The organism is Flavobacterium sp., assembly GCF_030146175.1.
Taxonomy (GTDB): domain Bacteria; phylum Bacteroidota; class Bacteroidia; order Flavobacteriales; family Flavobacteriaceae; genus Flavobacterium.
The window spans coordinates 1-21,544 of the sequence record NZ_JASLCE010000068.1; the positions used below are offsets into that span (position 1 = coordinate 1).

The 21,544-nt window shown below is 38.9% G+C and carries 21 protein-coding genes and 1 tRNA gene; 11 read left to right on the forward strand and 11 right to left on the reverse strand.

Translation table 11 applies throughout. The annotated features are described in order from the left end of the window. The first annotated feature begins 109 nt into the window (after positions 1-109). Both Q1R07_RS07880 and Q1R07_RS07885 read left to right on the forward strand, forming a co-directional pair. Positions 110-1,063 (forward strand): biotin/lipoyl-binding protein, encoded by a 954-nt coding sequence (locus Q1R07_RS07880; RefSeq protein ID WP_300488267.1) that lies wholly within the window; start codon positions 110-112, stop codon positions 1,061-1,063. Positions 1,064-1,067: 4 nt separating this feature from the next. Next, positions 1,068-2,225, forward strand: coding sequence for an ABC transporter permease (locus Q1R07_RS07885; protein ID WP_300488269.1), 1,158 nt, complete (start codon positions 1,068-1,070; stop codon positions 2,223-2,225). Positions 2,226-2,340: 115 nt separating this feature from the next. Here Q1R07_RS07885 and Q1R07_RS07890 read toward each other — a convergent pair whose 3' ends face one another. The 8 genes from Q1R07_RS07890 to Q1R07_RS07925 all read right to left on the reverse strand — a co-directional run bounded on the left by Q1R07_RS07890 (position 2,341) and on the right by Q1R07_RS07925 (position 11,045). Then, positions 2,341-3,972: an ABC-F family ATP-binding cassette domain-containing protein gene (locus Q1R07_RS07890; protein WP_300488271.1), complete on the reverse strand. Its 1,632-nt coding sequence runs from the start codon at positions 3,970-3,972 to the stop codon at positions 2,341-2,343. Between the two features lie 123 nt (positions 3,973-4,095). Then, positions 4,096-4,746: a DEAD/DEAH box helicase gene (locus Q1R07_RS07895; RefSeq protein ID WP_300488273.1), complete on the reverse strand. Its 651-nt coding sequence runs from the start codon at positions 4,744-4,746 to the stop codon at positions 4,096-4,098. Between the two features lie 42 nt (positions 4,747-4,788). Further along, positions 4,789-5,952 (reverse strand): sigma-54 dependent transcriptional regulator, encoded by a 1,164-nt coding sequence (locus tag Q1R07_RS07900; RefSeq protein ID WP_300488278.1) that lies wholly within the window; start codon positions 5,950-5,952, stop codon positions 4,789-4,791. A gap of 95 nt (positions 5,953-6,047) precedes the next feature. Next, on the reverse strand, positions 6,048-6,875 hold the full coding sequence (locus Q1R07_RS07905; protein ID WP_300488281.1) for a mechanosensitive ion channel domain-containing protein: 828 nt from the start codon (positions 6,873-6,875) through the stop codon (positions 6,048-6,050). A gap of 8 nt (positions 6,876-6,883) precedes the next feature. Beyond that, the gene (locus Q1R07_RS07910) at positions 6,884-8,188 is read right to left on the reverse strand and encodes an ABC transporter permease (RefSeq protein WP_300488284.1); all 1,305 of its coding nucleotides are present in this window, start codon (positions 8,186-8,188) and stop codon (positions 6,884-6,886) included. Continuing rightward, entirely contained in the window at positions 8,188-9,111 is a 924-nt protein-coding gene (locus Q1R07_RS07915) for an ABC transporter ATP-binding protein (protein WP_136403333.1), read from the reverse strand. The genes Q1R07_RS07910 and Q1R07_RS07915 overlap by 1 nt, the downstream gene beginning before the upstream one ends. Before the next feature lie 165 nt (positions 9,112-9,276). After that, the gene (gene dnaJ / locus Q1R07_RS07920) at positions 9,277-10,407 is read right to left on the reverse strand and encodes a molecular chaperone DnaJ (protein WP_300488288.1); all 1,131 of its coding nucleotides are present in this window, start codon (positions 10,405-10,407) and stop codon (positions 9,277-9,279) included. A gap of 71 nt (positions 10,408-10,478) precedes the next feature. After that, a complete protein-coding gene (locus Q1R07_RS07925) occupies positions 10,479-11,045 on the reverse strand; it encodes a nucleotide exchange factor GrpE (protein WP_300488289.1) in 567 nt (188 codons plus the stop codon). Positions 11,046-11,307: 262 nt separating this feature from the next. Between Q1R07_RS07925 and Q1R07_RS07930 the strand changes: the two genes are divergently transcribed. After that, entirely contained in the window at positions 11,308-11,973 is a 666-nt protein-coding gene (locus Q1R07_RS07930; protein ID WP_300488290.1) for a YceI family protein, read from the forward strand. A gap of 60 nt (positions 11,974-12,033) precedes the next feature. Here Q1R07_RS07930 and Q1R07_RS07935 read toward each other — a convergent pair whose 3' ends face one another. After that, complete coding sequence (locus Q1R07_RS07935; protein ID WP_300488291.1) at positions 12,034-12,942, reverse strand: TIGR01777 family oxidoreductase; 909 nt, start codon at positions 12,940-12,942, stop codon at positions 12,034-12,036. A 145-nt stretch (positions 12,943-13,087) separates the two neighbouring features. Next, the gene (locus Q1R07_RS07940; RefSeq protein ID WP_300488292.1) at positions 13,088-13,540 is read right to left on the reverse strand and encodes a DUF4442 domain-containing protein; all 453 of its coding nucleotides are present in this window, start codon (positions 13,538-13,540) and stop codon (positions 13,088-13,090) included. 195 nt (positions 13,541-13,735) lie between these two features. Between Q1R07_RS07940 and Q1R07_RS07945 the strand changes: the two genes are divergently transcribed. The 7 genes from Q1R07_RS07945 (at position 13,736) to Q1R07_RS07975 (ending at position 19,898) form a co-directional block, all read left to right on the forward strand. Further along, positions 13,736-14,203, forward strand: a complete 468-nt coding sequence (locus Q1R07_RS07945; RefSeq protein WP_300488293.1) for a DUF302 domain-containing protein — start codon at positions 13,736-13,738, stop codon at positions 14,201-14,203. A 149-nt stretch (positions 14,204-14,352) separates the two neighbouring features. Continuing rightward, positions 14,353-15,075: a hypothetical protein gene (locus Q1R07_RS07950; RefSeq protein ID WP_300488294.1), complete on the forward strand. Its 723-nt coding sequence runs from the start codon at positions 14,353-14,355 to the stop codon at positions 15,073-15,075. Positions 15,076-15,518: 443 nt separating this feature from the next. After that, on the forward strand, positions 15,519-15,974 hold the full coding sequence (locus tag Q1R07_RS07955; RefSeq protein WP_300488295.1) for a DUF4870 domain-containing protein: 456 nt from the start codon (positions 15,519-15,521) through the stop codon (positions 15,972-15,974). A gap of 73 nt (positions 15,975-16,047) precedes the next feature. Continuing rightward, positions 16,048-16,380 carry a PadR family transcriptional regulator gene (locus Q1R07_RS07960; RefSeq protein ID WP_136403340.1) on the forward strand — a complete coding sequence of 111 codons (333 nt, stop codon included), beginning with the start codon at positions 16,048-16,050 and terminating at the stop codon, positions 16,378-16,380. A gap of 2 nt (positions 16,381-16,382) precedes the next feature. After that, entirely contained in the window at positions 16,383-18,113 is a 1,731-nt protein-coding gene (locus tag Q1R07_RS07965) for a PspC domain-containing protein (protein ID WP_300488296.1), read from the forward strand. An 85-nt stretch (positions 18,114-18,198) separates the two neighbouring features. Next, positions 18,199-18,942 carry a head GIN domain-containing protein gene (locus tag Q1R07_RS07970; protein WP_300488297.1) on the forward strand — a complete coding sequence of 248 codons (744 nt, stop codon included), beginning with the start codon at positions 18,199-18,201 and terminating at the stop codon, positions 18,940-18,942. Between the two features lie 122 nt (positions 18,943-19,064). Continuing rightward, positions 19,065-19,898 carry a DUF2807 domain-containing protein gene (locus Q1R07_RS07975; RefSeq protein WP_300488299.1) on the forward strand — a complete coding sequence of 278 codons (834 nt, stop codon included), beginning with the start codon at positions 19,065-19,067 and terminating at the stop codon, positions 19,896-19,898. A gap of 51 nt (positions 19,899-19,949) precedes the next feature. Here Q1R07_RS07975 and trxB read toward each other — a convergent pair whose 3' ends face one another. Beyond that, entirely contained in the window at positions 19,950-20,897 is a 948-nt protein-coding gene (trxB, locus tag Q1R07_RS07980; RefSeq protein WP_300488301.1) for a thioredoxin-disulfide reductase, read from the reverse strand. A 167-nt stretch (positions 20,898-21,064) separates the two neighbouring features. Here trxB and Q1R07_RS07985 point away from each other — a divergent pair. Beyond that, positions 21,065-21,139, forward strand: a tRNA-Pro gene (locus Q1R07_RS07985). Positions 21,140-21,544 lie beyond the last annotated feature (405 nt).

Consider the following 21,544-nt stretch of genomic DNA (forward strand, 5'->3'; position numbering starts at 1 on the left):
GCTTCATTAAACAAAGTCAGTACTCTAATCGAGCAACGTCTGTCGGCCATCGAAACCGTGATCGCAACCGGCGAACTTACCAATTATTTATCCAAATAAAACCAGCATTATGAAACATACACTTACTCTACTAGCCTCAGTTTCCTTACTTATTGGATGTAATAAGCCCGAAAACGACAAAAAAATCCAGGGGAAAGTCGAAAAAGAACAGATTGCCGTTGTGAGCAAAATTCCGGGTAAGCTTGTCAAGATTTTTGTCAAAGAAGGTGATCAGGTTCATAAAGGCGATACGTTGGCTATATTGGATATCCCGGAAGTTGACGCTAAAAAAAGTCAGGCGGAAGGTGCCGTTATTTCGGCCAAGGCACAATATAATATGGCCGTTAAAGGCGCTACGGATAACCAGATCAAACAATTGGAAGCCAAGCAAAAAGCGCTAAAAGAGCAATATGATTTTGCACAAAAATCCATCCGCAGACTGAGCAATATGCTAAAAGACTCATTGGTATCCCAACAAACCTATGACGAAGCTTTTGCCAAATATCAGGGTGCACAATCCCAATATATAGCCGTACAAGCCGAACTGGACGATGCCCGAAGAGGCGCCCGAATCGAACAGCAAACCATGGCTTTGGGTCAGCAGGATCGCGCTTTGGGCGCACTTAAAGAGGTGGAAACAGCCGACAAAGAACGTTATGTAATCGCACCGCAGGATATGAGTATCGAAACCATTACGTTAAGCGTAGGCGAACTGGCGCTACCCGGTTATACCTTGTTTAATGGTTATGTGGACAATTCGCTGTATTTCCGTTTTACACTACCGGAAAGCCAATTGGATAAAGTCAAAAAAGGACAGGAATTATCGGTTTATGTGCCGTATAAAAAACAGGATTTTAAAGGCAAGGTGACCACGATCAAACAATTGGGAGCCTACGGAAACATTGCAACCGCCTACCCGGATTATGAAATGCAGGAAAGCCTGTTTGAGATCAAAATCACGCCAACCGATACCAATGCATCCAAAGACCTGATTACCAAAACCACTGTCACTTTAACACTATAAGCCTATGGAAAATTTCGGATCACTGATAAAAAGAGAATTTCGCTTTTTCTGGCAAAACAAAGTCCTCCGATTATTGTTTATCGGAGCGCCATTGCTCTATGGTATCTTGCTGGGCTATGTATACGGCAAAGGAAAAGTAACTGATTTACCCATTGTAGTTGTAGACGAAGATCGCAGTGAAATGAGCGCCAAGGCGATCCAGATGTTTCAGGATAACGAAGTACTCAACATCGCTGCCACCTTATATGATCAGAACAATTTATCTCAGATTGCGATCGATAAAGAAGCCACCTGCGTGGTATTGATTCCCAAAGGTTTCGAAAAAATGGTACTCACCAAAAAGTATCCCGAAATTGTCACGATTGTCAATACTTCCAACGTCCTAACGGCCAATTATGCCTCAACCGCCTTACAGGTTTGTCTCGGAACCCTGAAAGCCGGCGTACAAATCGAAACGCTGCGCAAACAAGGTACACCGGAAAGTCTGGTGATGACGCAATACGAGCCGTTCCGAACCACGTTTATCAAAAAATACAACCGCAGTACCAACTATATGTATTTTCTGTGGCCGGGCGTTTTGGCTACGGTTTTACAACAGGTTTTATTATTGGGACTGGCTTTATCGTTTGCATCGGAATATGAAAACGGAACGTTTAAAGAACTGGTACAAAAATGCCCGTCGTTATTAAAACTGATCACGATAAAAATAGTCCCTTATCTGATTATGAGTTTTGGTTTATGGATTTTATACTGGTTGTTTACCTTATGGTTCCGTATTCCGTTTTTCGTTAATTTAGGACCGCTGACTTTTGTAGCCGGTATTTTTGTGATTGCGGTTTGCTTTATCGGTATTTTGGTCAGTATCCTGATTCCGAATCAGCTTAAAGCCACCGAAATCCTAATGGTCATTGCCACACCAAGCTTTATTTTGAGTGGCTTTACCTGGCCGTTAAGTCAGATGCCATTTTGGGTACAATGTATTGCCGATGTCATTCCGCTAACGCATTTCCTAAAAGCTTTTCGTATTCTGATCATCGAAAACGGTGATTTATCCCAAACAGTAAGTGCGATTCGGAACATGGTACTAATTGCTGTAATCTGTGGAATCGCTTCCTATGTGGCACTCTATTTTAAACGCAAAGCCGTACTTCGGGATGAATAAAACGAGTACTAGGTAAAGTAAAACACCTGACAGGTTTTGGAAACCTGTCAGGTGTAGCGCAGTAGGTGTAGCGCTATAACGAAATAAAAAAAGAGCGGTATGTACCGCTCTTTTTTTATTTTTCAATTTCCCTAAGGTTTTCCATTTTCTTAAACTCCAGGAATCCTTTGATATCTTCGAAATGCTCCCGTACGCGTTTGTTTCCAAACTCAAATACTTTGGTTGCCAGTCCGTCCAAAAAGTCCCTGTCGTGCGACACCAGAATCAACGTACCGTCGAAATCTTTTAAGGCATCCTTGATGATATCTTTGGTTTTCATATCCAGGTGGTTGGTTGGCTCATCCAGAATCAAAACGTTAACCGGCTCCAATAACAACTTGATCATCGCCAAACGTGTTTTTTCTCCTCCGGATAATACTTTTACTTTTTTCGTGGTATTATCACCGCTAAACATAAAAGCACCTAATAAATCTTTGATTTTGGTACGGATATCTCCTACCGCGATATGGTCGATTGTTTCAAAAACCGTTAGATTCTCATCCAATAACGATGCCTGATTCTGAGCGAAATACCCCACTTTTACATTGTGTCCTACTTCCAGTTTTCCTTCGAAATCAATCTCCTTCATAATCGCTTTGATCATCGTCGATTTTCCTTCTCCGTTCTTTCCGACAAACGCTACTTTCTCCCCGCGTTCGATCACCATACCGGCATTTTTAAATACCACATGATCGCCATACGCTTTTGTAAGCTCTTCCACCACAACCGGATATTGACCCGAACGTGGCGACGGCGGGAATTTCAGACGTAAGGCCGAAGTATCTACTTCATCCACTTCAACCAGTTCCAGTTTTTCAAGCATTTTTACACGCGACTGCACCTGTAAAGTTTTAGAATAGGTTCCTTTAAAACGATCGATAAACTCTTGCGTTTCGGCAATCATTTTTTGTTGCTCGTCGTAGGCTTTTTGCTGGTGAACGCGTCGGTCTTTACGTAGCTCCAGATAATCGGAATATTTGGCTTTGTAATCGTAAATACGTCCCATCGTTACTTCGATTGTACGATTGGTGATATTGTCAACAAAAGCACGGTCGTGGGAAATTACCATTACCGCTTTAGCCGAATTGATCAAGAAATCTTCCAACCATTGAATACTTTCGATATCCATGTGGTTGGTTGGCTCATCCAACAGAATTAAATCCGGTTTTTGTAATAATATTTTAGCCAGTTCGATTCGCATACGCCATCCACCACTAAATTCGGATGTTGGACGGTTAAAATCTTCGCGAACAAACCCCAGTCCTTTTAATACTTTTTCAACTTCCGCTTCGTAATTTACTTCTTCGATCGAATAAAATTTCTCACTTAATTCCGAAACCCTTTCGATCAGCTTCATATAATCATCACTTTCGTAATCGGTACGAACGGTCAGTTGCTCATTCAGGTCATCGATTTCGGTTTTCATTGCAAAAATCGCGGCAAATGCTTTTGAGGTTTCTTCAAAAACAGTAGCGTCATCCTTTGTTAGCAAATGCTGTGGCAAATAGGCAATAACGGCTTCTTTTGGTGCCGATATCGCTCCTGTAGACGGTTTATTTTCCCCTGCAATAATCTTTAACAAGGTCGATTTACCCGCTCCGTTTTTCCCCATTAAGGCGATTTTGTCATTTTCATTGATGGCGAAAGCCACATCACTAAATAATGTTGTACCTCCAAACTGCACCGAAATATCGTTAACTGTAATCATGGTATGGTTGTATGCCTTTTAATTTTAAGGCGCAAAGATAGTTTTTTATTAGACAGTTAGCGTGGAATTTATCCTAAGTTTTTGGAAATAAAAAAGCCGGTAACTACCGGCTTTTTATCTGTTTTAGATATATAGATTTTCGTCTTCGGCTTCTTCTCCGTATTCCTCCAACCCGAATAAATACGGTTCGATCATGGTCTTGTCGGCCAGTGCTTCGACGCGTTCCGTCAAGGCATGTGCAAAGAACACCCGTTGCGTTTTTTCGATACTATTCGACAATCGCAAAATCACGGCATCCTGACGCAAACGGAATATTTCGTCGGCATCATCTACGATAAATAATTTTACCGTGTTGATGTTAAATCCGGCCGAAGAAAACATCGCGTTGATTTTATTGGGTGTTCCAACCAAAATATCCACGCCCAATGAGATCTGGTTTTTATCGTAATCGATATCCCCTTTGTCGTGTGCTCCAAAAACACGAAGGTTATGGTAATTTCCTAGTTTACGGAACAAATCGACCATTTCCAACACTTCTTCTTTGTCTTTCACGATAACCATCGCCCGTGTGGATTCGCCTTCTGCTTTTTCGAGTTTCTGAATTACGGTATATACAATTGTTGTGGATTTCCCACCGTTATCCGGCATGATCACCACTGCATCGGCTCCACTTTTCAACGTTCCGAAACACTCCTTCTGGATTTCGTTAGGCTCGGTAATACCGTTTTCCACCAAAGCCTGCGCCAGTTTTTCGTCTATTTTTTTTAATTTCATATGATAATCCCTAAAAAAAGAACAGGCTTCCCTGTCTTTTAATTATTTACTTGCAAACATTTTTACGTCATTCTCAGAAATCTCAGCGCCTCCCAATATAATCAATCGCTCGATTACGTTTCGAAGTTCCCGGATATTTCCGGTCCAGTCGTATTCCTGTAATAGTTTAATCGCCTGAGCCGAAAACTTTTTACAGGTGCTTCCCTGTTCGGAGGCTATTTTTTCGGCGAAATGGCTCACCAATAACGGAATATCTTCCCGTCGATCGTTTAATGCCGGTACTTTGATCAAAATAACAGCCAAACGATGGTATAAATCTTCGCGAAAACGTCCTTCTTCAATTTCCTTTTTCAAATCTTTATTGGTAGCGGCAACAACACGCACATCGACTTTGATATCTTTATCGGCACCAACTCTTGTGATCATATTTTCCTGTAATGCCCGTAATACTTTTGCCTGAGCCGACAAGCTCATGTCTCCGATTTCATCCAGGAAAATTGTCCCTTTATCAGCCGCTTCAAACTTTCCGGCGCGATCTTTAACCGCCGATGTAAAGGCGCCTTTAACATGCCCAAACAATTCACTTTCGATTAATTCCGATGGAATAGCGGCACAGTTCACTTCGATTAACGGCGCGGTTGAACGCTCGCTTTTTTCGTGTAACTGATGCGCCACAAGTTCTTTCCCAGTTCCATTTGGCCCTGTGATCAATACTCTGGCTTCGGTTGGCGCGACTTTATCGATCATGTCTTTGATTTGATTGATTGCATCACTACTACCGATCATTTCATAATTTTTACTGACTTTTTTCTTCAGTATTTTATTTTCGATCACGAGTTTTTTACGATCCAAAGCATTGCGAACCGTGTTTAGTAAACGGTTTAAATCCGGTGGTTTGGATATATAATCGAAAGCGCCCAGACGCATAGTATTTACAGCCGTTTCCAAATCGCCATGACCGGAGATCATCACCATCGGGATTTCGGGTTTTATTTTTTTTACGGCTTCCAGTACTTCTTCTCCATCCATTTTCGGCATTTTGATATCGCACAGTACCAGATCGTAATCTTCATTTTTGATTTTTTCCAATCCTTGTAATCCATCTTCCGCTTCTTCTACTTTGTAGGTGTCGTTTTCTTCCGAAAGTATTTTGGACAAGACTCTTCTGATGGCTGCTTCGTCTTCTATGATTAGTATTTTGGGCATTATCGACCGTATTTGAAAGTTATCGTTTGCTAAAATAACAAAAAGCAAAACAAAGTTTGTGAAGTTTATGCTAAACTCCTATCCTGAAAAACAATTTAGCGGTTCAGGATTGTAATTTCCCGTTGCGGGAATGGTATATTGATATTATGTTGTCGGAAAACCGCATCAATTTTAAAACGGATTTCACTTTGTATTTTCGGACTTTTCATGCCATCGCTTACCGAAAAGGTTACGGCAAAATCCAGGGACGAAGCGCCAAAATCCTGAAAGAGGACCGTGATTCCCTCGTCAACAACCACACCTTCCGTTTCCCGAACACAGTCTTCCAGTAATTTTTTAACCAGTTGTACATCGCTACCATAGGCTACGCCAATAGTTACCAGTTCCCGATTCGTACTGTTATTTTGTGTCCAGTTAAAAAGCGTTTCGCTCATAAACTGATGGTTCGGAATAATCATAACCCTGTCGTTTCGGGTTACAGCCCGGGTGGTACGCAAACGGATTTCGGTTACTTTTCCGACTTTTCCATCCACTTCAATGACATCACCCACGTGTAAGGATTGATCCAATATCATCAAAACTCCGGAAATAATGTCCTGAAAGAAGGTTTGTAAAGCCAGCCCGATTCCGACAAACAGTGCTGCGGAAGCCGTTAGGAAGACGTTCATATTCACACCGGAAGCATGTAAGGTGAACATCACCACAAAGATGTAGGCTATGTATTTAAAAAACTGAAATACCCCTACAAATTTATTTTTATCCTGTTCCGGTATTTTTTTAATTATGATCCTAAAAATAATTCGCAGGACTACACCAGTGAACATAAAAGCAAAAATCAGAATCAGCAGATCGAACACCGAAAAATCGATGCTTTTGGTGTCGATCAGCCTAAATCCCAATATGTTCTTTATATGTTCCAGCATTGTATTTGCTAATATTTAAGCCATTTATATAACTCTTTCCAGGTTGGTTTTTTACCGTACATCAGGATACCTACTCTGTAAATTTTGGCGGCAAACCATACCACCAATAAAAAGGTTCCGAATAATAAGGCAATAGAAATCACCAATTGCCACCATGGCACTCCGAACGGAATACGCATTAGCATTACGATTGGCGAGGTTAATGGTATAATTGAGAACACGGTAGCCACGGTTCCATGCGGATCGTTCATCACCGTAAAGAACCCTACATAAACCCCTAACATCATCGGCATGATAATCGGTAAAAGGAACTGTTGCGAATCCGTTTCACTGTCAACTGCAGCACCGATAGCCGCATATAGCGAGCTATATAAAAAGTATCCACCGATAAAATAGATGATAAAACAACTCACCAATGTTCCTAACGGGAGTTTTAATATCTCACTAATATACGTTTGAATCGTTCCGCCCATTTCGTGTTGCGCGGCATTGATCATTTCCGGATCAATGGAGGCCTGTGCACCAGTCTGTACTCCAAAAAAGGAAGCAACTCCAATCAATAATGTGATACCCACTATTGCCCAAATTGTAAACTGTAGAAGTCCCGCCAATGAGTTTCCGATAATCTTACCGAGCATCAACTGGAATGGTTTTACCGACGAAATGATAATTTCGATAATACGGTTGGTTTTTTCTTCGATTACACTGCGCATTACAAAGTTACCATAAATAATGATAAACATCATGATCAGGTAGCCAAAGGCCGAACCAATTACGATTTTGATCTCGTTAAGTCCTTTAATGCTATCTTCGCCCGAAAATTTTGTCAGGTGAATATTGGCATTCGTTTTGGCTTTTTCGATTTTATCATAATCAAATCCCAGTTCTTTCAGATTGTTCTGTGTTAACTGATGATCAATTACTTCCTCCATACTCATGATAAAATCTATACTTGGACTGTCATCCGAGATATATTCTACTTTCGTTAGTAATTCTTTTGGATCGGTTACTTTCGGAATGTAAATCATTCCTTCGTAGTTTTTGCTGGCCGTATCTTTTGCTGTTTTTAACGGCATGGCCGACAAGTCCACATATACGGTTTTCTCGGTATCCTTGAAATCCTTTTTAAAGATACCGGATTCGTCATGTATCGCTACTTTTTTGACTTCTGCATTGTTCATATTGACCAGATAGCCGATCAGGAATGACATACCCACAATTAACAATGGACTTAAGAACGTCATCACGATAAATGATTTATTACGCACCTTGGCGATAAATTCTCTTTTTATGATTAGGGATAAAACGCTCATTATTTACGGCTTACAGTTTGAATAAAAATATCGTTTACACTTGGTATTTTTTCCACGAAATGGGTTACCTGTCCATTTTGGGTTAAAATGTTTAACAACGCATTCGGAGTTCCGTTTCCAAGTTGCACTTCCAGTTTTAATTCGTCATTAAGGGATTTAAAATTGGTTTGCTCCAGCGTAAATTGTTGTGTCAGTTCGTACATCAGACGTTCGATATTATCGGATAAAATCCCTACTTCGAAAGCATTGGTACGGTGTTCTTTTTTTACATCGATCAGTTTTCCTTCGATTAATTTGTTCGATTTATGAATCAACGCGATATCGTCACACATTTCTTCCACACTTTCCATACGGTGTGTCGAAAAAATAATGGTGGATCCTTTTTTCTTTAATTCGAGGATTTCGTCTTTGATAATATTGGCATTAACCGGGTCAAAACCGGAAAAAGGTTCGTCAAAAATCAATAATTTCGGTTGGTGCAATACCGTGACCACAAACTGGATTTTTTGCGCCATACCTTTGGAAAGTTCCTGGATTTTTTTGTTCCACCATCCCTGGATTTCCAGTTTTTCAAACCAATATTGCAGTTGTTTTTTAGCTTCCGCTTTCGAAAGTCCTTTTAATTGTGCCAGGTATAACGCCTGTTCGCCCACTTTCATGGTTTTATACAAACCTCTTTCTTCGGGCATATAGCCGATATGTTGTACGTGATGTGGTGCTAATTTTTCACCGTCGAGAATTACTTCGCCGCTATCGGGCATCGTAATCTGGTTAATGATCCGGATCAGGGATGTTTTTCCGGCACCATTCGGACCTAACAGTCCGTATATACTTCCTTTGGGAACTTTTAAAGAAACGCTGTTTAAAGCCGTGTAGTCGCCATATTGCTTTACAACATTTTTAACCTCTAAGATTGAACTCATTTGATTGACTATAGATTTCTGTAAAAGTAAAAAATAGTTACCAAATAGGATTAATTCTTATAAAAAAACCCACCCCTGATTTTCGCAAGGATGGGAAAAATTGCTATGAAAAAGAAATTCACCAGCCTTAGCTAGTGAATTTCAAAAGTATAACTTTTATAATCATTATGAAAACATGTCCTTAACTTTTTCAAAAAATGATTTATCCGATTTTTCCGGTTTCGGGACAAAGTTTTCGTCTTCCAACATTTTCTCAAAAAACTGTTTTTGTTCTTTGTTCAATGTTTTCGGTGTCCATACATTAACGTGTACCAGTAAATCACCGCTACCGTAACTGTTGATACTTGGAATTCCTTTGCCTTTTAATCGCAGAATTTTACCGGATTGTATTCCTTCTTCCAGTTTGATACGTACTTTTCCGTTTACCGTATCGATATCTTTTGAGGTTCCCAAAGCGGCTTCCGGGAAACTGATATACAAATCGTAATGCAGATTTTCACCTTCACGCTTTAATTTTTCGTGTTCCACCTCTTCGATAGCCACGATCAAATCACCTGGAACGCTGTTTCCACCTGGCGCATCGTTTCCTTTTCCGGCAACTTTTAACTGCATACCGTCTACCACTCCTGCCGGAATTTTGATCGATACCGTTTCGTCTTCCATAATCATTCCCTGTGCATCGGCATTGGACGGTTTACTATCGATAATTTGTCCGCTACCACTACAACTATGACACGGAGAAGAGGTTTGCATTCTACCCAGAATCGTATTGGTCACTTTTGTCACCTGACCCAAACCGTTACAGGTTGGACAAGTTTTATAGGTTACCCCTTGCGCCTGAACTTTACGTTTCACTTTGACTTTTTTCTCAACGCCGTTTGCGATTTCCTCCAGTGTTAATTTCACTTTGATACGCAGGTTACTTCCTTTCATACGACGTTGTCCGCCACCGCCACCGAATCCGCCGCTAAAACCGCCGAATCCACCACCGAAAGCGCTTCCGAAAATATCCCCGAACTGACTAAATATGTCGTCCATATTCATATGTCCGCCACCGCCAAATCCACCGGCACCGTCGAAGGCCGCATGACCATATTGATCATAACGTGCTTTTTTGTCAGGATCACTTAGTATCTCATACGCTTCGGCAGCCAGTTTGAATTTTTCTTCCGCTTCTTTATCGCCCGGGTTTTTATCAGGATGATATTCAATCGCTTTTTTTCGGTACGCTTTTTTAATTTGCTCCGGTGAAGCGCCTTTCTCAATACCTAATATTTCGTAAAAATCTTTTTTCATAAACCAAATTATTCCAATTGAAATACTCCGAAGTCGCTAAAAAGGCCTCCGGAGTTTCTATTTTTTAAGCTTTATTGTCCTACCACTACTTTTGGAAAACGGATAATTTTGTCGCCAAGTTTGTATCCTTTTTCGATCACGTCAACAATTTTCCCTTTTAATTCTTCCGACGGTGCCGGAATCAGGGTAATGGCTTCGGCAAAATCCGCATCAAAAGCATCGCCTGCTTTAAGTTCTACTTCTTCAAGGCCTTTCGACACTAATGTCGATTTTAATTTATCATAAATCAGCGTCACTCCTTTTGTCAGGTTTTCGTCACCCAGGTTTTTAGCGATTTCAGGCAAAGCTCTGTCAAAATCGTCCATTACCGGCAATAGGGCCTGTAAAACTTCCTGATTGGCCGTTTTAAACAGATCCAATCGTTCTTTCGAAGTTCGTTTTTTATAGTTTTCAAACTCCGCAAACAATCGTAGGAATTTGTCTTTTTCTTTTGCTATTTCTTCCTGCAATTGTTCTTCAACAGTAAGTTCCGGTTGTGGAATCGCCTGATTTTCTGCTGCATTTTCACCTTGTGCTGTTTCTTTTTCTATGTTTTCAGTATTTTCCTGGCTCATATTTTTAAATATTTTCTTGAACATTTTTCAGTTTGTATCGCTGATTTGGATTGCAAAAGTATTGCCAAATATTTAAAAATGTCAATTTGTCACCTAACATTTTTTTCAAATCCAACATTAACTGTAAAAAAGACAAGGTTTTACCGGCCATCCCCGTATTTTTCCCTACCTAAAAAAGCACAATAAAAACAGCTTTTTAGTGCGATTCGTAATCGAAATTTAATATAATTTTAAGAAATTATTCGATTCGTTTCGATAGATTTGTGGAAACTAAAAATTTATTTTTATGAAAAAAGGCATTTTAAGTTTATTTGTTTTAGCGACTTTATCACTGGCTTCCTGTAAAAAAGAAACGACCAATGAGGCAGAGATCAAAGAAACGGTAGAAGCTCCTGTGACGTCGAACGAAGCAGCCAAGTTTAATGTCGATGCCAAAGCATCTTCCATTAACTGGGTAGGAAGCAAACCAACCGGAAAACACACCGGAACGATCAATATTAAAAATGGTGAACTATATGCCAAAGATGGTGTTATTGAAACCGGAAAGGTTTTTATCGATATGACATCAATTGCCGTAACCGATTTAAAAGGTGACGAAAAAACAACTTTGGAAGGCCATTTAAAAGGTCTTGGAAAAGAAAGCGATGTGGATCATTTCTTTAACACCAAAAAATATCCGGAAGCGGTATTTGAAATTACCAAAGTAACCGAAGAAGCCGGAAAGAAAATGGTTGAAGGTAACCTGACGTTAAAAGACATCACGAAAAGTGTGAAATTCCCGGCTACTATTACTGCCGATGCCAATGGTATCAGTATCGAAAGCGAGCCTTTTACAATAAACAGAACGTTATGGAACGTAAATTATGGTTCTAAATCTGTATTTGACAATTTAGGAGACAAATTTATCAATGACGATATCGAATTAAAAGTTAGCGTAAAAGCAACAAAATAATTATTACTTCATCTTACGATTATGCTACGGAGTGCTGAATATTTTCAGCACTTTTTTTATTTAGGGCCGTAACAGATTGTCCAGCGCTTTATCGAGGAATTTGTATTTAAACTGAAATCCATTATCCAACGCTTTTTGCGCACTCACTTTCTGACTTTCGAATAGTAGTATGTGCATATCGCCCAAAATGAGCTTCATCATAAAACGAGGCGCATTTGGAAGGATTACTTCTTTATTTACCGCTTCGGCGATCGCTTTTATCATTTCCTGACTCGTTACCGGATTGGGCGCAACGGCGTTATAAACACCTGTCCAATTGTTTTCCATCGCAAAATAAATCATATCGGCCAGATCGTGAATATGGATCCAGGACTGAAATTGTTTTCCGGAACCAAAACCGGCTGCCATTCCCATTTTAATTGGTTTGAGCATTTCCATTAAAACGCCCCCTTGATTGGACAACACCAGTCCAAAACGGAGTTTACATATATTAATATTGAGTCTACGGAATTGATCAACGGCGTCTTCCCATTTGAGCACAACGTTTCCAAGAAATGTATCGCTTACTTCTTTCGATTCTTCACTATATAGTACGGTTTGACTATCCGGATAAATCCCGATAGCCGAAGCACTGATAATTTGTCGGACCTGATTTGGATTTTCTTTTAGTACTTTATACAAAAGATTGGACGATAAAATCCGGCTTTCGATAATTTCTTCTTTATAAGCCGAAGTCCATCGTTTTGAAATGGAAGCACCCGCCAGATGTACGATTACATCCACTCCCAACAAGCAGTTTTCATCTATAATACCCTGTTCCGGATTCCAGAAAAACCCGTGGTAATAGGATTCTTTTTCTATTTTCTTCCGGGAAGTAGTGAGATAATGAATCGCGATACCGTTTTGCAACAGCAACGCAACCAATTCCTTGCCTACTAAACCGGTAGCTCCGGTAATTAATACTTTCATACACCCTTTCTTTTTCAAAAACACCGACAACAACAAAGCTTACACTCTTTTCATTTTCAGCATTTTATTACAAATTTAAACGCTATATCGGGAATATAAAAGTTATTTAAGTTAGGTTTAACGTAGTAAAATTACCTTTAAAAGATTACTTAATTCGTACACTCCATTCGAATTCCATTTCCGATACCTGATCTCCTTTTTCGTCTTTTCCGATCGATTTCATCCAGAACGTTTGCCCTTCGCCGGTAGCTATGGTATTTTTAATTGCCTCTTCGATCAAATGCCCGTCATTGCAAACAAACGTAATGCGACCTCGCGCTTTTTTTGAAAAATTACCTTTATTATTCGCTACAAGCATCGAAATCTTTTTTCCGCTAAGCTGAATTTGATACATCACCAAAGCACCGGTCGTTAATTCGGCTGCCATGGCTTGAACGGCAAAATACATTGAATTAAACGGATTTTGATTGAACCAACGGTGCTTAACCGTTACTTCGCACGAAGTCTCCGATATTTTCCGAACACGTACGCCACTCCAAAAAGCAGACGGTAACTTAAAGAATAAGAAGGTGTTTAGTTTTGAAGGTGTAAATTTCATAAGGCCCTATTTTTCCATAAAAATACAAAAAATACTATGCGTTCATATAAAATTTAAAAAGTTAAATTAATCCACAATCAGTACAAAAGAACTATTTCATTATTTAGAATAGTCCATGTGAAATACATTTTTGTCCATTTATTCCCTTCCATTAACCTACTAACTTTACGTTAATCCTACTATAATCCGAACAACATGAGCAATCTTACAACTTATTTTATGTATGCCACTATATTAAGCTTACCTATTATAGTAACTCAAAATACAACTTCAATGGATGCCTTATACCAAAAGCAGAGCAATTTCGATTTCATAACAACGGAACGCAACCTGAAAAAAGAACTGGAATTACAAGATATTGTCATTTTTTCAGCAACTGACCATTCCAAAAACGCTTCAGATGTTACTATCAACATGAAACCATCTAAAGTATTTATCATTGGTAATGCAAAAGCTGGAACACCGTTAATGTTGGAAGATCCACTTATAGCGATTGAACTTCCGTTAAAAATACTATTAGTTGAAGACGACCAAAAAAAGGTTTGGGTGTGTTACAAAAATTTAGAACCACTTAAAAACACCTATACTATCCCAAAATCAGCGGAGCAATTAACTTTAATTGATACCAAAATGCATCATATTATTGACAAGATCTGTAAATAAGAAACGACTACCACTCAACACCGTTTTCAATAAGCAGTCTGAAAAAAATTGTACTGACTTTATCATTCTGGATCATTTTTTTGGTATACTTGTAGTAAAATTCCTTACTACAATAAAGGTTGGCAGAAATTCTAAACAACAAGAACAAAATGATACTACAGTTAAGAACGTTATGTCTTTTCAGTTTACTTTTCTCGAGTGTTTTATGTCATGGACAAACAAAATCACTTGCCGAGGAACCCATTAATTTAGAAAACTTTAATTTTAATACAAAAATCGAAGTTCTTGTTCCTGAGAAATACAGAGATGAAAGGGATACCGATTACGAATCTTACCAGTTTTCGTCTCGAAATGGTTCCCCAAATTCCTTTACAAAAAACACCATCTTTATAGACGAAAACAATCCTGAAAAGGGAATTGTCAGAACTGAGTTTTACCAAACGGTTTCCTCTAACAGGAATACAGCTGCCGTATATAAAAACCAAACCTTTAATCGCGTCAGTTTTGCGCTTGATCAGAATAATCAGATTTATGTTGTTTGTGCGGCTGCGATGATCGTAACCGAAAAAGAGCAAAAGGACTTCATTAAAAAACTGAACGGCAATTATGGTCAGTACAAAAAGTACAAGGGAAAATCGGCAAGCAATTATTTTGTCTATGAATGGCAATCAAAAGACAGGATCATACGCTATTCGTCTGTATTTGTCGATGGAAATGATATAATCGAAAAACACCTAGTCGATGAAGAGCATCCTGAAATGGTACCCGAAAAAAAATCCCGTTTTGAAGGCTATTTTTATCTTATTAAAAAACAAAAAATTAAGGATACTAAGAATCTGGAAATGTCCGATTTCGATTTTATCCATTACTAAAAACTGCTGCTAAAGGTGGTTTTACACTGTTATTCCTAAATTACTCCACTTCAAAATCCTTAGATTTTCGAACTTGCCGTTCCATAATGGTTCCAAGCCGGCAGAAACATCCGCTTTAAACACAATTATATTCAAACTACTAACCCAGATTTCAATGTTGTTTTGAAAACATAAAACGTGTTTTTACAAAATAATGCGGCTGTTTCATTTTTGTCTTATTATGCCGCTTACTCTCCTTTTTACACACAAACAACTGATTTACAATATTATAAATCAAAACCCAAAGCAACTCCTTTAATTCAAAATGTTAAAAAAAAGTTAAATCAATGTACTATGCAATACAAGATACCATTCTTTGGCCATATATTTGTATAAGAAAATAATAGCTAATCAATAGTATTATAGAAACGAGAATCAATCATCAATCAAAAAACAATAGTATTATGAACACAACAACTAACGAAAAGAACACTGCGACGATCATGCATCTAAGCACCTTAAGTCAGTATTTTATTCCATTCGGGAATTATTTCTTCCCAATATTAATCTGGGCTTTTAAAAAAGACAAATCGGATTTTGTGGATTACAACGGAAAACAAACCCTTAATTTTCAGTTAAGCATGTTGTTATACTCTCTAATCCTATTATTAGTATCGGTGCCGATATTGCTGTATACGATTTTTAAAAACATTTCATTTAGCAATTTTGACGGTAGCGACCTAATCATCCGCGAAATGTCGACAGCTAATATTTCGGGAATCGTAATTGTAGCCGCAATTGCCGCACTGTTATTCTGCTTTTTAAAAGTAATGGAATTTTTCCTGGTGATTTATGCCGCGGTAAAAAGCAGTAACGGACAGAAATACCATTACCCATTAAGTATCAACTTTTTAAGATAAAAAAATCAATCATCAATCACATCATCAATCATCAATCAAAAAATGAACAGTTTAATCTCAAAAAAGAAATTCTATGAACATTGAGAACACTAAAGCTCAGATGCGCAAAGGAATTCTGGAATTCTGCATCCTCTCCGTGATCAAGGAAAAAGATGCGTATACATCCGAAATTCTGGACACCCTAAAAAACGCAAAACTACTCGTTGTGGAAGGCACCGTATACCCTTTGTTGACCCGGTTAAAAAACGACGGATTATTAAATTACCGTTGGGAAGAATCGACCTCCGGGCCACCGAGAAAATACTACAGCCTAACCGAAGAAGGACACGAATTTTTAAAAGAATTAAATAGTACCTGGACAGAACTATCTGATGCAGTAACCATTATAACCAGCCAAAACCAATAGCCATGAACAAAACAGTAAGTATAAATTTAGGAGGTTTTTTCTTTCATATAGATGAAGACGCCTTTCAGAAATTGAACCGATACTTCGATGCAATCAAGCGCTCCTTATCCCCTGATGGCCGGGACGAAATCATGAATGACATCGAAAGTAGAATTGCAGAACTTTTGTCGGAGAAACTTTCGAGCGACAAACAAGTAGTAAGTCTAAACGAGATCGATCAGGTTATCGCCGTAATGGGTCAACCGGAAGATTACCGACTGGAAGACGATACCGATACTCCGAAACAGACTTATACCACCCATTCATCCAACGGTTCCAAAAAACTATACCGTGACAAAGAAAAAGGAATGCTGGGTGGTGTAGCGGCCGGTTTTGGACACTATATCGGACTGGATCCGCTTTGGTTACGAATCATTCTGATCTTATTAACATTGGCCGGATTCGGAGCCGGAATTGTAGCCTATATCATTTTATGGATTCTGGTTCCGGAGGCAAAATCTACGGCAGAAAAGCTGGAAATGACCGGAGAAGCGATTACGATATCGAATATCGAAAAGAAGGTTCGTGAAGGCTTTGGGGAAATCACCGACAAGATCAACAATCTTGATCATCAAAAAATAGCCGATGAAGCCAAAAGCGGTGCTACAAAAGTAGCCACAACTATAGAGGATGTTTTTCTGGTAATTTTTAAAGTTTTTGCCAAAGTAATCGGCGCTATAATCGTGATCTTTTCCTTAATGGGATTAATCGGAATCGTGGTAACCTCCTTTATGATGATCTTTACCGCAGCGATACCCAACTCCCCTTTCTTTGACTTTATGAATGCGTTTAACTATACCGATATGCCGATGTGGTTATTGGGTCTGCTAACGTTTTTAAGCATTGGAATTCCGTTATTTTTCTTCTTCCTGTTGGGATTGAAAATTCTGGTAAACAACCTGCGTTCTATCGGGAATGTAGCGAAGTTCACCTTATTGGGAATCTGGATTATTTCATTGATCATGTTGATCTACTTAGGAATCCGTCAGGCGACAGAAGTTGGTTTTGAAGGCAAAGTAGTCGAAAAAAAGAATATCGATTTAACCGTTAACGACACCTTACATATCAAGATGCGTTTTAACGATTATTTCTCCAAAACAGCCGATAGCGACACGGAATTCCGATTTGCACAGGATTCGGCACAAAACGAGGTAATTTATTCCAACAATATTGAAGTACATATACTAAGAACGTCGGAAGCACCTTATGTTCAAATCGAAAAAGTAGCCGGAGGACATTCGTTATCCGATGCGCGCAAAAGAGCTGAAAAAATCAAATATAACTTTGAAATTAAAGACAATACGTTATTCTTAGACAACTATTTACTGACCGGTATCGTAAATAAATACCGCAACCAAAAAGTTAGAGTATACCTATATCTTCCGGAAGGCCTTATTATTCATCCGGGTGAAAATGTAGACGATTATCTGGAAAACAATTATTCGAATTATTACCTGCAAGGTGGTAATGATCAATACCACTACCGTGTTGAAAAAGAAGAATTAAAATGTCTGGACTGCCCAATAGATGAAAATGGAGAGTGGAATGAAGATGACGCCGACAGCACTAGCACCACAACCGTAACCATTAACGGGCAAGGCGTTCAGATTAAAGAAAATTCCAAAAAAGAAATCACCAAAAGTGTTGAAGGTGTTGAATTACGAAAAGATAAAATCATTATCAACACCAAATAAATGAATTGCGGTAAAGTTGGCCGATGCGAAAGTCGACTTTACCGTTTCAAAAAGAGCATCAACCAACCATCAAAAAACGAATATTATGATCAAACTAGCTATTCATTTTGCAAAAATAGTAATTGCAGCGACAGCAGCATTACTATTCGGTTCCTGTAACAACATCAACATGCCTAACTTTCAAAAAGTTGACGGTGACGGTCATGTAACCACTCAAACACGAAATATCACCTCAAACTTTACCTCTATTTCAGCTTCCCGCGGATTAGAAATCGTTCTGGTACAAGCTCCTGAAACCAAAGTAACCGTTAAAGCCGATAGCAATTTACAAGGCCATATCAAAACGGAAGTAGTCGAAGGCGAATTGCAAATTACGTCCGATGTCAATATCCGAAATGCGGAATCGAAAACCGTATATGTAGCACTTCCCAAACTGGATTCTTTTCAGGCGTCAAGCGGCGTAAGTGTAAGCAGTACCAATATGTTACGCAACAACACCATTGCTTTTTCATCCAGTAGTGGCAGTAATATCACTGTAAAAGTAAGCGCCGAAACCGTTAGTTGTGAAAGCAGCAGTGGTAGCGAAATAAAAATTACCGGTGAAGCAAACCGTCTGGAAACGGATTCTTCCAGTGGAAGTAGCATCGTTGCACGTGATTTTACGGTAAAAGATGCGACCGCAGATGCTTCAAGCGGAAGCAGTATTGTACTCAATGCTACGCAAAGTCTTACTGCCGAAGCAAGCAGTGGCAGTTCGGTTTCCTATATCGGAAGTCCAAGCCTTCTAAAAAAGAAAGTCTCATCCGGTGGCAGTGTGTCACCTTACTAATAAATCGGAAGCATCGCAATCGCGGTGCTTTTTTTTAGGATTAATTTAAGGTAATCAACCGCGAAAATAGCCGGTGCGCAGTTATTTTTTACCTAAATTTGCGTTTCAAATTCAAATAGTTCATGAAAAAAACGATTTTATTATTTGCCCTATTACTCACAGCAACGCTTACATTTGCTCAGAAAAAAGAAAAACTAAAAGGTTCTAAAATTGTAACCGTTACCCAAAAAGATGTTGAAAAATTTGAAAACCTGGAATTTGAAGATAATCTTGAAGTATTCCTGGTAAAGGGAGACAAACAGGCTCTGGAAATTGAAGCCGATGATAACCTTCACGAATCTATCAAAGCCGAAATGTACGGCAGTACCCTACGCGTTTACACCGATAAAGACATTTCGAATGCTAAAAAACTAAGTGTTCGCGTTACCTATACCAACGATTTAAAAATGATTTCGGCTAAAAATGAAACCAAACTAAACGCTTTGGCCGATTTACAACTGGATAACATCACAGTAAAAAATTTCGATTATTCGAAGTCTTTTTTAAATGTAAAATCATCGTCTTTTACAATTCTGCTAAATGATAAAAGTAAAGCCGAATTAAATGTAAAAGCCGAATTTGCTGCTTTTGAATTGAGTAAAAATGCCGATTTAAAAGTTTTAGTTGCTACCGCAGAGTCCAAAATTGACTTGTATCAGAAATCCACAGCTACTATCGAAGGTGATTCCGGTATTTCTAAAATCCGATTGGATAATAACGCGACCTTAAACGCTAAGAAATTTTCGGTAACCGATATGGAACTGATCACCGAATCGTATACTACCTGTACGGTAAATGCACTTAAAACGATTAGCATCTTTGCCACCGGGAAATCCGAAATTCAGTTATTCGGAGCGCCAAAAGTCGACATGAAGAATTTTGCCGATAACGCGACCTTATATAAGAAACAACAATAAATAAAAAAGCTCCTCTAACGAGGAGCTTTTTTTATATCGAAAAGTATTCACTTACTCTTTTGAAGCCAAATATCTTTCGGCATCCAAGGCTGCCATACATCCAGTTCCGGCGGCTGTAATTGCCTGACGGTATACATGATCGGCCGCATCACCGGCTACAAAAACACCCGGTACGTTGGTTTTAGAAGTCCCCGGTTCGTTGATGATATATCCGGTTTCATCCAGTTTGATATACTCTTTAAAAATATCGGTATTCGGTTGGTGACCAATCGCTACGAAAAATCCGGTAACCGGAATTTCTTTTAGCTCTCCGGTAGTTCTGTTTTTCACGCGTACTGCAGTAACCACCTGTCCGTCGCCAATTACCTCATCAGTCTCGGTATTTAACAGGATTTCGATGTTTTCGGTTTTACGAACACGATCTTCCATGATACGGGATGCACGGAATTTTTCGCTACGCACTAACATTGTCACTTTACGACACAATTTAGACAAGTAGTGTGCTTCTTCACAGGCACTATCACCGGCTCCTACGATAATCACATCCTGATTGCGGTAGAAAAATCCGTCACAAACGGCACAAGCCGAAACACCACCTCCTAATTGCAGGTATTTTTGTTCGGATGGCAATCCTAAATATTTAGCAGAAGCACCGGTACTGATAATTACCGTCTCACAATGGATTTCTTTTGTATCGTTGATCCAAACTTTATGTACAGATCCGGAAAAGTCCACTTTTGTAGCCCATCCGTCTCTAACATCGGTACCAAAACGTTTAGCTTGTTCCTGTAACTGTACCATCATTTCCGGTCCGGTTACACCATCCGGATAGCCCGGAAAGTTTTCCACTTCGTTTGTTGTTGTTAATTGTCCGCCCGGTTGTGTTCCCTGGTATAGCACCGGATTCATGTTTGCTCTGGCTGCATAGATCGCTGCGGTATATCCGGCAGGTCCCGAACCAATAATCAAACATTTTACTTTTTCAATGGTATCTGACATAATCTGTTTTTATTTTTTTAGCGATAGCAAATGTAAGCCTTAATTAAAAAAGATGTATACAAAATGGATTAGTTTTAACTATGCTAAAATAAATATGATTTATTTTTCAAAAACGTTTTGCATTTTAAAATTAAGTTCTATATTTGCACCCACAATAACAGACCGCACGGGGTGTAGCGTAGCCCGGTCATCGCGCCTGGTTTGGGACCAGGAGGTCGCAGGTTCGAATCCTGCCACCCCGACAGAAAGGAATCACTATTTAGTGGTTCCTTTTTTTATACACTTTACTTAAGCAATGTAATTATTAATAGGAAGTAAAAGTTTCTACTTAGAAATAAGCAATCCTTTACATTTTAAAGTATTCTCCCCTATCTTTTTTTTGTCATTATAAACCGAAAAATTAAAAAACATCAAGTTCGTACAACGCAACATCTAATTGTATATAGCTTATAAGTTTCCCAAAACACTGACTACGTATATAAAATTTTTCACTTCCCTTACTTATTGCACAACCTTTCCGTCTAATATTCAAAAAGTTACCGATTAAGTTATTTTTAATTAAAAAAAATAAGCAAATAGTACTGATTAATTAAAATTATGTTTTATATTTGCACTCGCAAGGACGAAATAAGTCTAAAGCGGGGTGT